This is a genomic window from Nocardiopsis coralliicola (assembly GCF_054779695.1).
Genome location: NZ_BAAGXT010000076.1, coordinates 1 through 13,949, shown reverse-complemented (window position 1 = coordinate 13,949; position 13,949 = coordinate 1). Strand labels below are relative to the sequence as shown.

Annotated in this window: 14 protein-coding genes; 6 read left to right on the top strand and 8 right to left on the bottom strand. The window is 73.7% G+C overall.

What is annotated here, in order from left to right:
- The 3 genes from ACYVGT_RS27410 to ACYVGT_RS27400 form a co-directional block, all read right to left on the bottom strand.
- The coding region (locus ACYVGT_RS27410) for an ATP-grasp domain-containing protein (protein WP_460863581.1) at positions 1-797 on the bottom strand (797 nt) is incomplete at its 3' end.
- Between the two features lie 301 nt (positions 798-1,098).
- Complete coding sequence (locus tag ACYVGT_RS27405; protein ID WP_460863589.1) at positions 1,099-1,878, bottom strand: TSUP family transporter; 780 nt, start codon at positions 1,876-1,878, stop codon at positions 1,099-1,101.
- A gap of 113 nt (positions 1,879-1,991) precedes the next feature.
- Complete coding sequence (locus tag ACYVGT_RS27400) at positions 1,992-2,396, bottom strand: cobalamin B12-binding domain-containing protein (protein WP_460863579.1); 405 nt, start codon at positions 2,394-2,396, stop codon at positions 1,992-1,994.
- 135 nt (positions 2,397-2,531) lie between these two features.
- Between ACYVGT_RS27400 and ACYVGT_RS27395 the strand changes: the two genes are divergently transcribed.
- Positions 2,532-2,828 (top strand): hypothetical protein, encoded by a 297-nt coding sequence (locus tag ACYVGT_RS27395; protein WP_460863577.1) that lies wholly within the window; start codon positions 2,532-2,534, stop codon positions 2,826-2,828.
- Positions 2,829-2,871: 43 nt separating this feature from the next.
- Here the strand turns inward: ACYVGT_RS27395 and ACYVGT_RS27390 are convergent, their stop codons facing one another.
- Positions 2,872-3,984, bottom strand: coding sequence for an MFS transporter (locus ACYVGT_RS27390; RefSeq protein ID WP_460863574.1), 1,113 nt, complete (start codon positions 3,982-3,984; stop codon positions 2,872-2,874).
- Between the two features lie 1,512 nt (positions 3,985-5,496).
- On the opposite strand from ACYVGT_RS27390, the gene ACYVGT_RS27385 reads away from it, so the two are divergent.
- The 3 genes from ACYVGT_RS27385 to ACYVGT_RS27375 are packed head-to-tail and all read left to right on the top strand — an operon-like array spanning position 5,497 to position 7,843.
- Positions 5,497-6,996 (top strand): DNA-3-methyladenine glycosylase 2 family protein, encoded by a 1,500-nt coding sequence (locus ACYVGT_RS27385; RefSeq protein ID WP_460863587.1) that lies wholly within the window; start codon positions 5,497-5,499, stop codon positions 6,994-6,996.
- Positions 6,993-7,589, top strand: coding sequence for a methylated-DNA--[protein]-cysteine S-methyltransferase (locus ACYVGT_RS27380; RefSeq protein WP_460863572.1), 597 nt, complete (start codon positions 6,993-6,995; stop codon positions 7,587-7,589). Before ACYVGT_RS27385 ends, ACYVGT_RS27380 begins: the two co-directional genes overlap by 4 nt.
- Positions 7,590-7,636: 47 nt before the next feature.
- Entirely contained in the window at positions 7,637-7,843 is a 207-nt protein-coding gene (locus ACYVGT_RS27375; protein ID WP_460863569.1) for a hypothetical protein, read from the top strand.
- A 225-nt stretch (positions 7,844-8,068) separates the two neighbouring features.
- Here ACYVGT_RS27375 and ACYVGT_RS27370 read toward each other — a convergent pair whose 3' ends face one another.
- From ACYVGT_RS27370 to ACYVGT_RS27355, 4 genes are all read right to left on the bottom strand, one after another.
- Positions 8,069-8,599, bottom strand: a complete 531-nt coding sequence (locus ACYVGT_RS27370; RefSeq protein ID WP_460863567.1) for a MarR family winged helix-turn-helix transcriptional regulator — start codon at positions 8,597-8,599, stop codon at positions 8,069-8,071.
- Positions 8,596-9,222 carry an alpha/beta hydrolase gene (locus ACYVGT_RS27365; RefSeq protein WP_460863565.1) on the bottom strand — a complete coding sequence of 209 codons (627 nt, stop codon included), beginning with the start codon at positions 9,220-9,222 and terminating at the stop codon, positions 8,596-8,598. Before ACYVGT_RS27365 ends, ACYVGT_RS27370 begins: the two co-directional genes overlap by 4 nt.
- A complete protein-coding gene (locus tag ACYVGT_RS27360) occupies positions 9,219-10,166 on the bottom strand; it encodes a VOC family protein (RefSeq protein WP_460863563.1) in 948 nt (315 codons plus the stop codon). The genes ACYVGT_RS27365 and ACYVGT_RS27360 overlap by 4 nt, the downstream gene beginning before the upstream one ends.
- A gap of 545 nt (positions 10,167-10,711) precedes the next feature.
- On the bottom strand, positions 10,712-11,497 hold the full coding sequence (locus tag ACYVGT_RS27355; protein ID WP_460863585.1) for an aldo/keto reductase: 786 nt from the start codon (positions 11,495-11,497) through the stop codon (positions 10,712-10,714).
- A 152-nt stretch (positions 11,498-11,649) separates the two neighbouring features.
- Here ACYVGT_RS27355 and ACYVGT_RS27350 point away from each other — a divergent pair, with 152 nt between their 5' ends.
- Together ACYVGT_RS27350 and ACYVGT_RS27345 are read left to right on the top strand one after the other, a co-directional pair.
- A complete protein-coding gene (locus tag ACYVGT_RS27350) occupies positions 11,650-12,528 on the top strand; it encodes an alpha/beta hydrolase (RefSeq protein ID WP_460863561.1) in 879 nt (292 codons plus the stop codon).
- 245 nt (positions 12,529-12,773) lie between these two features.
- Positions 12,774-13,733 (top strand): peptidoglycan DD-metalloendopeptidase family protein, encoded by a 960-nt coding sequence (locus ACYVGT_RS27345; RefSeq protein WP_460863583.1) that lies wholly within the window; start codon positions 12,774-12,776, stop codon positions 13,731-13,733.
- Positions 13,734-13,949 lie beyond the last annotated feature (216 nt).

Sequence of the window (13,949 nt, the reverse complement as noted above, 5' to 3'; positions counted from 1 at the left end):
GACATGACCAGACCCGCACCATTACCGATAATCCCGACCTCACCGTCAAGCTTGACGTAATTGAGGCCCTTCTCCTTCGCCTTGACCTCGAGCGGGTCGCCCTCGGCGGCGGAAGCGAGGCTGTCGAGGTCCTGGCGGAACTCGGCGTTCTCGTCCAGGGTCACCTTGCCGTCCAGAGCGACGACGCGGCCGTCACCGGTGAGGATCAGCGGGTTGACCTCGACCAGGGTGGCGTCCTTCTTGACGAAGACGTCCCACAGCTTGGTGACGACCTCGGCGGCGCCCTGCGCGGCGGCCTCGGGCAGCTTGCCCTGGGCGACGATGTCCGCGGCGATGTCGGCCGGGACGCCGTTGATGGGGTTGATGGAGACCTTGGCGACGGCGTCGGGGTTGGTCTCGGCGACCTCTTCGATCTCCATGCCGCCCTCGGCGGAGCAGATCGAGAGGAACGTGCGGTTGGCACGGTCCAGGAGGAAGGAGAAGTAGTACTCCTCGGCGATGTCGCTAGCCTCTTCGACCAGGACACGGTGGACCGTGTGGCCCTTGATGTCCATGCCGAGGATCTGCTCGGCCTTGGCCGTTGCGTCCTCGGGGCCGTCGGCGACCTTGACGCCGCCGGCCTTGCCGCGGCCGCCGGCCTTCACCTGCGCCTTGACGACGACGCGGTTGGTGCCGGCCGCGGCGAACTCGTCGGCGATCGCACGGGCCTCAGCGGCCGTGCTCGCCACCTTTCCCTGGGGCACCGGCACCCCGTGCTCCGCGAAGAGTGCCTTCGCCTGGTATTCGAACAGGTCCACGAGGGTCCGTCCTTGTTGATCGCTGGCTGCAGTGGTCTGCGGTGGTCGTGTCACTCCGGCGGCTCGAACAGAGCCCGGGAATCCATCCGCACCATGCGGAAGCTTAGTCCGTGCAGGGGTCGCAAACGGCCACCGGGTGCGCCGTGACCGGCCACGGTGCCGGATTCAGCGGCGCTGCGGCCGCGTATCCCCGGCCGCTGCCAGGGACTCGCATGAGAATTGGTGTGACCAGTCACATCGCTGCTCACAGTGCCCGCAGCCCGGAACGCGGGAATCCGCGGCGTGCTGCGGTGACGCGCGGTCACAGGACGCCGGTGATCTCCTCCACAGCCATCCGGACCAGCAGGGCGGCGACCACGACCACCAGCACGGCGCGCACGAAACCGGTCCCGCGTGCCAGCGCCATCCGCGCACCGACCTGCGCACCGGCGATGTTGCCGACGGCGAGCAGAAGGCCGAGCGCCCACAGCACGCTGCCCTGGGCGGCGAACACGGCGAGTGCACCGAGGTTGGTGGCGGTGTTGACGATCTTCGCCGACGCCGACGCCGACACGAAGTCCATCCGCGCGACCGCGGACAGGGCGAGGACCAGGAACGTCCCGGTCCCGGGGCCGACGATGCCGTCGTAGAACGCGATTCCGACGCCGACCAGCAGGATCGCCGCGATGGTGCGGCCTCGGCCGGGCGGCTGGGCATCGGCGGGCGCACCGAGCGAGGGCCGCAGGATGACGACGGCGAGCACCACCGCGAGGACCGCGATCACGATGGGGCGCAGCGCGTCCGAGGAGATCGCACTGGCCAGTGCGGCACCGGCCCCGGCGCCCGCGAGGGCCAGCCCGGCGGCGGGGAGAGTGATCCGCATGCTGGGGCGGAGGCCGCTGCGGAGGAACGCGAACGCCGCCGAGGCGGTACCGAAGATCGCGGCGAGCTTGTTCGTACCGAGCAGCTGCGCGGCCGGGGCGCCGGGGAGGGCGACCATGAGCGCGGGGAGCAGCAGGAGGCCGCCACCGCCGACTACGGCGTCGACCCAGCCGGCCGCGATGGCGGCGGCAGCAAGGAGAAGGAGGACGTCAAGTCCGATATCGGGCACAAAACGGCGATCCTATCCGCCGCGCGCTCCCCGAACGCACGGCGGGGTACACCCGGCCTGCGGCGATCCGGGGCGGCAGGCCCGGCGGAGGGGTGCGCGCCGGGTCAGCCCGCGGCGTGCAGAGCCGTGATGTTGTCGCGCACCCAGGAGCCGATCTCCTCGGTGGTGGCGCCGGGGGTGAAGACCTTGGCGACCCCCATGCGCTCCAGCTCGGGCAGGTCCTCTTCGGGGATGATGCCGCCGCCGAAGACCTGGATGTCGGCGGCCCCGTTCTCCTTGAGGAGCTCGATGACGCGGCGGAACATCGTCATGTGGGCGCCGGAGAGGACGGAGAGGCCGACGGCGTCGGCGTCCTCCTGGAGTGCGGCGGCGACGATCATCTCCGGGGTCTGCCGCAGGCCCGTGTAGACGACTTCGACGCCGGCGTCGCGGAGTGCGCGGGCGACCACCTTGACCCCGCGGTCGTGCCCGTCCAGCCCCGGCTTGGCGATGACGACCCTGACGCCCATGGCTCTCCCTGTCCGCACGCCGACCCCGGACCGCACGGCGCCCGCCGTGGCCGGATCTGCCCGATTCGTCCTGCCGCCCAGCGTAACCCAGGTCACCTTCTGTTGAACGGAGCGGGCCACGGGTATCTGTCCGGCATGGACGACGACGCGGCCGGGCTCGACCGGCTCAGCACAGAGGACCTGCGCGACCGCGCCTTCGACGAGGCCCGCCGCCGGTGGGACCTGCAGTTCTTCTGGCGCCTGATCAAATCCGTACCCGCCGCCGAGGCGGCCGCCGGCCACCTCGACCCGGGCCCGGAGACGCTTTCCTCGGCCCTCGCCCAAGTCAGCGAGGCCCTCGACGAGCACGCCTCCACCACCCAGGAGGAGCTCCGCCCGCTCTACCTGGCCTATCTGACCGATCTCGCCGCCGGCGACGAGCCGGAGAGCTGAGGCGCGCGTCTCCGCGGCGGGCGGCGCGCGACCCCGAGGGCCGCTAGAGGAGCAGCATCGGCAGCGCTCCCGCGGCCGTGACCGCGGCCTTGGCGGTCCCCGCGGCGGCGCCGGCGGCGTGGGCCGGGGCCGCGGCGCGTGCGGCGAGCAGCCCGAGGGCATTGGCCGCGCCCAGGGCAAGGCCGGAGCAGGCCAGCACGGCGGCGGCGGGGACCGCTCCGAGAACGGGCGCCGCGGACAGCGCTGCGAGGGGGAGGGCCCCGGCGGCTGACACCGCCAGGACGCGCCCCGCCAGCGGCCTCTGCGCCCGGGCCGCCCACCGCCCCGCCAGGGGGGCTCCCGCCGCGTGGGCGAGGCACGCGGCTGCGAAGAGCGCCCCCGCCGCACCGGCTTCGGCGCCGGCCGGGCCCTGCAGCAGGATCGGGCCCGCGAACAGCCACACCACCGTCGCCGCATTCGCGGCTGCCGCGGCCGCCGTGGCCCGCAGGAACGGGCCGTTGCGCAGCAGCCCGGCCGGGCGGCGCTCGCCGCGGACCTGCTCCGCCCGGCCCCGGACGAGCGGGCGCCCGCCGCCGGAAGGCGCGCGGGCCGCACCGCTGTGCGGGCCGCGGTCTCCGGCGAGAGCAGCCGCGAGGGCCAGAGCGGCGACCGGCACCGCGGCGGCGAAGAGCCAGCGCCAGCCGACCGTCGCCGCGGCGAGGCCGCCGAGGGCCGGGCCGAGGACGGTCGCGGTCGCCGCCCAGCCCAGCGCGCGGCCGGCGGCGCGGGCGTCGCCGCCGACAAGCGCCAGCCCGGACGCCATCACCGCGCCGCCGCCCAGCCCCTGGAAGGCGCGGAAGGCCGCCAGCTCCACCGCGCCGGGGGCCACCGCGCAGAGCGCGGAGGCCGCTCCGAACAGGGCGAGCGCCGCAGCGAGGACGCGCCCGTGGCCGGCGGAGTCGCCGATCCGGCCGGCCGGCACCATGGCCGCGGTGCACGCGAGGAGGTAGACGCCGACGGCGGGCGCCAGCCGGTCCGGCGGCACACCCAGGTCGGCCCCTGCCGCGGGCAGCGCCGAGCTCAGCGCGAACGAGTCCGCCTGCACGGCGAACGCACCCAGCCCGAAGGCCAGGACCGACCACCGGGCGGGTGGAACTGGAGAGAGTGGCGAGCGCATAGTTCCCCTTCGACGAGCGCAGCACGGCAGCACACGGCACAGCGGGAATTGCGCTGGAACACAGCGGGAACGGCCGATCGGCCGTGGACAGCGGCGGCGCCTCGCTCAACGGGTCTCCGGAGCAGCCGGCACTCGGTGCCGCACCCCCAGACTACCCACCGCCGGCGTTGGCGCCGCAGGCGCGCAGGTGCGCCGGCCCGCGGTCCCGGTTGTCCACAGGTCGCGAACCACCCGTTGCCCCCGGCTGCGGCACGAGGGATTCTGACGGCAGGCGGGAGCAGCCGTGTCCGGCTCCCGCTCGGCGATCCGCTCAGCGCGAGCGAATCTGGAGGTGATCCGGCGGCGGGCGATGAACAGCACCGCCGCGCGGCATGGCGCCGCGTTCCTGCCGCGCGCCACCACATCCGCAGCGAGCGGACCTCGCTGGCCGCGGCCCGCTGTCCGCCTGCCCGGAACCGCAGAATGGCGCGTTTCCCGCAGTGGGGGCACCGCGCAACCGAGTCCGCCCCAGGTCCTGCGCCGGAGAGCCCGGAACGGGGGCGCCTGAACCATGGGGAGAGCGGTGACCAGCGCTACCGCGGAACAGCAGGGCGCGGCGCACGGTTCGGGAGCACGTCTCCCGGCTCGACCGCCGCGAGGCCGGCACCGGCTCCGCTGCCGGACGAGCTGCTCCGTACCGCGCCCACCTGATCCGCAGAGCCGGCACGCCCGCTTCCGAAGGGATACCGCAGACCCCGCCGCGCCCGTGACAGCAGAACAGGGCGCACCTCCCGCCGCAGGGCACCCCGGGGGGGGCTGGTTTCCGCTGGGGTTCCGCTCGGGGCGACCGGGAATTCGGTACGGCGGCGCGTTCCCCTGCGAGCCACCACCCGGTTCGCCGCGGATCTACTACCGGCCGAGCTGCCCGCAGCGGGACAGTGCGCCACCCGCACAGCCGACCCACCAGCCCGAGGTCGCAGAGTGGCGTTCGTCGCGCTCGGTCTCGCCGGGTGCACCCGTCGCACGGCCGGCGAAGGGGTCAGTGCGGGTCCGCTTTTCCTGCTCGCCTCCTCGACCGGGGAGAACGCAGCGAGGGGCGCGCCAGAGCGGTGCGAACAGGACGGCTGCCCACCCACCACGTCCTCACCCCACCATCCAGGCCCCGGACAGAACACCGCGCAAGCGCGTCCGATTTCCGCCAGAGCCGGAAGCCGGCATGGTCACCAAAAGGCATTCCGGCGCCCCAGGTGGGCGCGGCCAGTGCAGGCGGGCGGCATGGCGACGCGCGGCACGGTTCAGCGCGCGCTCCCCCCGCGCGCCACCACCCGGTTCGACGCGGATCTCCTACCCGCCGAGCGCCCCGTGCTGACTCCGCCGGCTCAGCAGCGGGGCGGCACCCCGCCCACTGCCGCCGATCCGCCGAAGCCGCCACCGGAGAGGGGGCGATCCGGCTGGACCGAAACGGCCATGTCTGATTTCCGCCAGAAGTGCCGCACGGGGTGACCGAGAATGGAAGGCGTGATGGCCACGAGGATGGACGATGAGCAGCGGTACCGCGCGGTCTCCAGCCGCGACGCGCGGTTCGACGGCGTGTTCTACACCTGCGTCACCACCACCCGGATCTACTGCCGGCCGAGCTGCCCCGCAGTGACTCCGCGGCGGGAGAACGTCCGGTTCGCGCCCTCGGCGGCTGCGGCCCAGGCGCACGGCTTCCGCGCCTGCAAGCGGTGCCGCCCCGACGCGGTTCCCGGATCGCCGGAGTGGAACGAGCGCGCCGACGCGGTCGGGCGGGCGATGCGGCTGCTGGCCGACGGCGCTGTGGACCGGGACGGGGTCGGCGGCCTGGCGGCAGCGCTCGGTTACAGCGAGCGCCAGCTCAACCGCATGGTTACCGCCGAACTGGGGGCCGGGCCGCTCGCGCTGGCGCGTGCCCGCCGCGCCCGCACCGCGCGGATCCTCATCGAGACCACCGCCCTGCCGATGGGCGACATCGCCTTCGCCGCCGGCTTCACCAGCATCCGGCAGTTCAACGACACGGTCCGCGAGGTCTTCGCGGAAAGCCCCACCCGGCTGCGCAGCCGCGCCCATGCACCCAGCGCCACCGCTCCGAGCGGCGTACCGCTCCGGCTCCCGTTCCGCCGCCCCTTCGCCGACGGACCGCTGTTCGCCTTCCTGGCGGCGCGCGCCGTCCCCGGCGTCGAGGAGGTCGACGCCCGCCGGTACCGGCGGGCTCTGGCGCTCCCGCACGGCCCCGGGGTCGTCGAGGTGGACCGGCCTGCCCCGGGCACCGCGCACATGGAGTGCCGGCTCCACCTCACCGACCTGCGCGACCTCGGCACCGCCGTGCACCGCTGCCGCCGCCTGTTCGACCTCGACACCGATCCCGACGCGGTGGCCGCTGTCCTTTCCGCGGACCCGCTCCTGGCGCCTGCCGTTGCGGCGGTTCCGGGGCTGCGCGCGCCGGGCGCCGCCGACGCCGCCGAGTATGCGGCGCGCATCGTCGTCGGACAGCAGGTGTCGGTCGCCTCCGCCCGCACGGTTGCCGGGCGCATCGCCGCGGACCTCGGCACGCCGCTGCCGCCCGCGCTCGCCGCGGTGTCGCCCGGGGTGCAGCGGCTCTTTCCCTCGCCAGCCGTGCTCGCCGGCACCGACCCCGCACAGCTGCCGCTGCCCCGCAGCCGAGCCCGCGGGGTGCGGGCGCTGGCTGCCGCGCTCACGCTGGCGCCCGGCACGCCCGGCTCCGTCGACCTCGGCGCGGGCGCCGACCGGGACGAAGCGGCGGCCGCCCTGCTCGCCCTGCCCGGCATCGGGCCGTGGACCGCCGACGCCGTGCGCATGCGCGTGCTCGGCGACCCCGACGTGCTGCTCCACCGCGACCTGGTCGTCCGCGACCGCCTGCACCGGCTCGGCGCCTCCGGCAGCGACGCCGCGCTCGCCGAGCGCGGCCGCGCCTGGGGCCCGTACCGCTCCTACGCCACGCACTACCTCTGGCACGCCGCTGTGCAGGAGGACACCGAAAGGACTGCACCGTGAACAAGACCACCGCGTCCGACGGCCAGCTGCCGCTCGACCTGCCCGGCGCGGCACCGTCCGCGGCCGCCCGCGACACCGCGGAGCGCACCGCCCCGCTGGAGTTCACCGCCCCGGAGCCGGGACCCGGCCGATACGCGGTCGTGGCCACGCCGATCGGCGATCTGCTGCTGCGCGGTGACGGGCGCGCACTGACCGGCGTCCATTTCGACCCGGCTCCCCCCGAGGGCGCCGTGCACGACCCCGCCTCGCTGCAGGCCGCGGCCGACGAGCTGAGCGCCTACTTCGCCGGCGAGCTGACGCGGTTCACCGTCGCGCTGGCGCCGGCGGGCACGCCGTTCCAGCTGCGAGTGTGGGCCGCGCTCACGACCATCCCCTACGGCGCCACCAGCGGGTACGGAGCGCTGGCGGCCGACCTGGGCGCGCCGGGAGCGGCCCGCGCGGTCGGCGGGGCCAACAACCGCAACCCCATCCCGATCATCGTTCCCTGCCACCGCATCGTCGGCGCCAACGGCTCGCTGACCGGCTACGCGGGCGGTCTCGACCGCAAGCGCGCCCTACTGGCACTGGAGGCGTCCTCGCGCCCCGGCGCCTAGGGCGTTGCTGGGAGATCGGTGGACCAGCTGCGGCCACGGAGGTGAAGGTGTTCCCGGACTGGTGGCGCCGGCAGGTCGGGGCGGCGGCCTGGACGCTGACGAACCACTTCGGGCTGGAGCCCCATGGCGCCCGCACCGCTGCGGGACTGCGGGCCGGGGCGTGCCGGCGGATCGCGGCGCGGAACGCGGCCATCGGGCACAGCCGGCTGATCGGCACCCCGGCCAAGCGGTCGCCGACCGCTGACGACCGCTGACCAGGACACACATTCCATCAACGATCTGGGCGGTCGTGTTCTGCCGGCGGGTGCCGGCTCCGAAGCAGGGGGCGGCCGCCGCATCGGCGGCTACCGCCCCGCGGCCGGGCCCCGGGGATCCGCATGCAGCGGGAGCACGGCTCAGCTGCGCAGCGGGCCTGCCGATCGGCCCGCACCTCTCACCGGCGGCACACAGCCGCCCGCTGCCGCAGTGCGGTTCCGCTCCTACTGCGCGGGGCCGTCACCGCGAGGGGCCGCGGCGGGCGCAGGCGAGGGTTCGTCTGCTTCGAGGAGCGCCATGATCTCGCCGAACGCAGCCATCTGGGCCGGACTGAGGCGGTCGAAGACGCGGGCGCGGACCTGGGCGGCATGGGCTGGAGCCGCAGCCCGAAGCACCGCGAGACCGGAGTCGGTGAGGACCGCCCAGAACCCGCGGCGGTCGTCCTCGCACGGCTCTCGGCGGACGTGGCCGGCCGACTCCAGCCGCGCGATCTGGTGGGTCAGCCGGCTCTTCGACACCAGGACGCTGTCGGCCAGGTGCCGCATCCGCATCCGCCGGTCCGCCGACTCCGACAGGGTTACCAGAATCCCGTACTCGACCAGGGTCAGGCCGGACCCGCGGCGCAGGCCGCCGTCGAGCTCGGTGTCGATGCGCGACTGCGCCCGCAGATAGCTGCGCCACACCCGCTGCTCGCGCGCAGTCAGCCACGGGCCGTCCGCGGCCTCCGCAGCCCTCGGCTCCGCTTCGGTACTCACGCCAGCCCCGCCAGCCACTTCTGCGCGGCTGCCGCCACCTCCGGCGGCAGCGCGTGCCCACCCGGGTGCTCGACCTCGTCGACGTAGGCGCCGCGGTCGCGCAGCTGCCCGGCGAGGCGGCGGGCACCGCCGATCGGGGTGACCTGGTCGGCGGTTCCGGAGCCGAGGAACACGTCGGTCCCGGACAGGTCCACCCACGGCGGCTCCCGGTCCTGAAGCGGCGGCGCAGACGCGAACAGCGCCGCGGCGCGCAGCAGTCCGGGGTGGAGCAGCAGCAGCGCAGCAGCGATGTTGGCGCCGTTGGAGAAGCCGGCGGCCACCAGCGAGCGCGGGTCGAGTCCGTAGGACTCCACCGCGTCGCCGATGAACTCCGCCAGCTCGCCGGCGCGGCGCTCCACATCGTCGACATCGAAGACGCCCTCGCGGATCCGCCGGAACCAGCGGTTCATGCCGTTCTCGTCGACGTTGCCGCGCGGCGACAGCAGCCCGGCGCCGGCATCCAGGGCGGCGCCGAGCCCGAGCAGGTCGTGCTCGTCGGCGCCGGTGCCGTGCAGCAGGACGAGGGTCGGCGCACCGGGGCGCGTGGCGGGGCGGTGCACGTGGACGTGCGATTCGGTGCTCATACCACCAGCTCCGGAAGGTGCTTCTCGATCTCGGCGCGGCGCGGTTCGAGCCACGGGGGCAGCCGCAGCGACCGGCCGAGCTGCAGGAGGGGCTCATCGTAGTCGAAGCCGGGTCCGTCGGTCGCGATCTCCAGCAGCACGCCGCCGGGTTCGCGGAAGTAAATGGAGGTGAAGTAGGAGCGGTCGCGGATCTCGGTCACGTCGACCCCGCCGTCGGCGAGAGAGCGCCGCCAGCCGTCCTGGGTGGCGGTGTCCGGCGCCCGGTAGGCGACGTGGTGCACGGTGCCGGCCGCGACGAGCCCCTCCGGCGCGCTCCGGTCGGCGACCACGTCGACGACCCCGCCGACGCCGGAGTCGCGCTGGCCGCCGATGCGGAAGCGGAACCGGCCGCCGCGCTCCTCGGCCAGGTCGAAACCGAGCGTGCCGCCGAGCATCGCGGCGGTGCCCTCGACGTCGTGCTCGGTGAGGGTGACCGCACGGATGCCCCGGATGGCGTGCTCGCCGGGCACCGATGCGCCGTCCCACGGCTGGGTGTCGTGCGCGTCGGCGGAGGCGACGAGCTCGACCGCGAGGCCGTCGGGGTCCCGCAGCTGGAGGACGTCCTCCTCCATCCGCTCCGCGGGGCGGGTGGCTTCGATACCGAGCCGCGCCAGGTGCCCGCTCCACCAGCCGAGAGAGCTTTCGGGCACGGAGAACGAGGTGGTGGTGGCCTGGCCGGCGCCGGCGCGCCCCTTGGGCGCGCCCGGCCAGGGGAAGAACGTCATGACGGTGCCCGGGTTGCCGTCCCGGTCTCCGTAGTACAGGTGGTACGTCTCGGGCGAGTCGAAGTTGACGGTCTTCTTGACCAGGCGCATGCCCAGCGCGTTCAGGTAGAAGTCGGCGTTGGCCTGAGGATCGCTCGCAATGGCCGTGACATGGTGGATCCCGCTCGGGCGGACGTCCATGGGCTCCTCCTCCGGTGCGCTCCCGCGGACCACCGCGGCCCGGGGCTGACACCCGGCACAACAGTTCAGTTTTCAACTACATTCCGAACCCCGCGCACTGGCCCCCGGATCGCCGCCTCGCCCGCCCGCCCCGAACCGATCCCGACACCGCCGGTCGGTCTCGCCCGCCCGAGCTCAGGCAGCTGCTGCCCGCGGCTCCGTCGATCCCTCCGCCACCCGGAGCCCGGAGATATGCTGCGGCCACTATCCGGTCACCCGCCATCAGCACCGCACCCGCAGAGACGTATGGCCCGTGCACTCCCGCGCCCGCGCGTGGCAACAACCTGGCCACTTCAGTCTCATTATGATAACGCCACACATTGCCGCAGCTCAGCCCTTGCAGCTCCTGCACACGCGGGAATGGACCGGCCTGCTCGTCGGTCACTTCGGCCGTCACCACGCAGCTCCCCGCATGCAGGAATGGACTGACGCGTCGGATTTACCAGGTCAACCGGTAGCCGCACCCCCGCGTACGCGGGAATCGTCGTGGTTCCCGGGTGCGCGGGTCAGTTGACGGTGTCGGGGTGGGAGCCGACGCGTTCGCCGGTTTCCAGTTCGGCGAGGGCGGCCATGTCGGCGGGGTCGAGGGCGAAGTCGAACACGGCGAGGTTCTCGCGGATGCGGTCCGGGGTGACCGACTTCGGGATGGCCACGACACCGAGCTGGAGGTGCCAGCGCAGCACCACCTGAGCCGGGGACCGCTCGTGTTTGCGCGCCACCGACAGCAGCTGGGGCGCGTCGAACAGGCCGCGGGCCCGCGCGAGGGGGCTCCACGCCTCGGTGGCGATCCCCGCGCCGGCGTCGTAGGCGCGCAGTTCTGCCTGCGGAAGGCGCGGGTGCAGCTCGATCTGGTTGACGGCCGGGACGGTCGCCGTCTCTGCGCGGAGCCGGTCCAGGTGGGCCGGCTGGAAGTTGGAGACGCCGATCGCGCGGGCCCGGCCCTCCGAGTAGATCCGCTCCAGCGCTCGCCACGTCTCCACGTAGAGGTCCTTCTCCGGGCACGGCCAGTGGATCAGGTACAGATCGACGTAGTCCATGCCGAGCCGGTCCAGCGATGCGTCGAACGCCGCCAGTGCCGCGTCGTAGCCCTGGTCGGTGTTCCACAGCTTCGTCGTGACGAACACGTCGCCGCGGTCCAACCCCGACCCGGCGACGGCCCGGCCCACGCCGGCCTCATTCCGGTACAGCGTGGCGGTGTCGATGCTGCGGTAGCCCGCCTCCAGCGCCATGCCGACGGCCTGCTCCGCCTCGCCGTCGTCGACCTTGTACACGCCGAAGCCGAGCTGCGGCATCGTGATTCCGTTGTTGAGCGTGACGGTGGGGACCAACGTGCGTTCCTTACGGTCGGGGCCTGCGGTACCGCGGTATCCGGTGCACCGAAATCATCCCAGGCCGCACCGCGGAGCTTGCCTGCGGACCGCCGCGGCACCAGGATTGGCGGCCTATGGACCACTCGCGCATCGCCCTGTCCAGCGCCGACGCCAACGCCGCCGTGAACGCGCTCCAGTCGCTCTTCGGCAGCCCCTTCACGCTGCCCGCGGACGCCGACACCGCCGCGGCACTGCCGCACAGCGGCGGCATCCACGGCCAGTGGGTCTCCGCCGGCGGGGCCACCGCCGGCGACGGTGTCCTCCTCTACGTCCACGGCGGCGGATTCGCCGCGGGGGATCCAGTGATGGAGCGGCTGATGGCGTACCGGCTCTCCCGTGCCGCAGGCCGGCCGGCGTTCGGGGTCACCTATCGACTGGCCCCGCGGCACCCCTACCCGGCGGCGCTGGAGGACGTCCTCGCTGCCTACCGCTGGGTGCTCGACCGGGGGGTACCGCCGGAGAAGGTCGTGCTGTCCGGTGAATCGGCGGGCGGCACCCTGGTGCTGTCAGCGCTGCTGTACCTCCGCGACGCGGGAACGCCGATGCCCGCGGGCGCCATCGCGTTCTCCCCGATCACCGACCTCACCCTGTCCAGCCCGTCGCTCAGCAGCAATGACGGCCGCGACTTCATCGACGCCACCACGCTGTCCACCCTCTGCAGCCAGTACCTCAAAGAGGCTCCGGCCGACGCGGCGCCGCAGTCGCCCCTGTTCGGCGATCCGACCGGGCTGCCTCCGCTGCTGCTCGGGGCGGGCACCCGCGAGGTACTGCTCGACGACGCGCACCGGTTCGCCCGGGCCGCCGATGCTGCCGGCGTGCAGGTCACCCTGGACGAGTACGAGGGCCTGCCGCACTCCTTCAACTCGGTGCTGCTCGCCCCGGAGCCGGAGCGGCTTGCGGCCGCCCGCACACTCCACCAGCGCGCCAGCGCGTGGATCGCGGCACTGGGCTGACCGAACGCGGCCGGACCGGAAGCAGCGGAAGCAGCGGAGACGCTGGGGCGCAGGCAGCCAGCGGGGACCCTTGTCGGCCTTTGAGGGCGTAGTTACTCTGCCGTAGCTGCGCCGCGCTGGGCGCAGTGTCGTTCCCCGCTCGTTCGACGCCCCTGGAGGAATCCGTGGCTGCCATCCCCCGCTCCCTACTTCGCCGTGCCCGATTCGTTCCGCTCGGTGCCGCCTCGGCCGCTCTGCTCTTCGGCATGGCGGCCCCGGCCTCCGCTGACCCTGTCCCCACCGCCTACAGCACCGCCGACAACGTCGAGGTGACCTCCGAGACCGCGGCAGCGGGCCTGCCCACCGCGAACGGCGCCGCATCCGCGGAATCCGGGCTCGCCGACGCCGTCGTCACCGACGTCCTCGACGAGCGCTCCACCCAGCTGTCCGCGCTCGACTCCCAGGGGCGCGACGTCCGGGTGGACATCCGCGAGTCGGCCGGCGAGGCGGCGTTCGGCGTCGCCATGGTGACCGCGCCGAAGCAGGAGGGCGCCGAGCCCTACGCGTGGCTGTTCGCCGCCGAACTGGAGGGCGGCGCCTGGACGGTCGGCCTCGAAGGCGACGCGGTCTTCTCCGACCTGCTCGCCGACTCGTCACTACTGGACGAGGAGGAGCGCAGCGGACTCGCCGCCGCGACCGAACCGGGCGGCGCTTCCGCCTCCCAGGTGACCGGTGTGGGGCTGCCGTTCTCCACCGGCAGCTCGATGGTGATGACGGGCGGCCCGCACGGGTTCAGCTCGGGCCCGCCCTACAGCTCGGTGGACTTCGCCGGCGGCGCCGGCGAGGCGCGCGCGGCGGCGGGCGGCTACGCCTATTCGCTGTGCACCGGTTGGACGCGCGTCATCCACGACAACGGCTACTCGACGGACTACTACCACCTGGAGGACTACCAGCAGCTGCCCGGCAACGACATCGCCGAAGGACACTACCTAGGCACCCAGGGCAACAGCCTCTGCGCGGGCGGCTCAACGACGGGCGCGCACATCCACTTCTCGCTGCGCGCCTACGAGGACCCGAACGCAGCCGGCTGGTACGTGCCGCTGAACGGGATGAGCCTGGGCGGTTGGACCTTCGTGGAGGGTGCGGCCTACGGCGGCTACGCCTACCGCGGCGATGCCACGGTCAACCCGGGCGGCAGCATGAACAACTTCGGCCCGGGCGCCTGACCCGCGTCGGTTCCCCGTCGAATCCCGGGCCCCGCCGCAGCATTTCGGCGGGGCCCGCTGTGCTGTCCGGAGCACGCGCACGGCACCGGCCTCGCCGCCGTCCACGGCACCCGAAAGCCGATTTCACATGTTCACAAGGGTGGGCAAAAAAAGAAGGGAGGAGCCAGAGAACCAAAAGCCCTCCAACCCCTCCCCACCACAAAAAGGCGTGGCAGC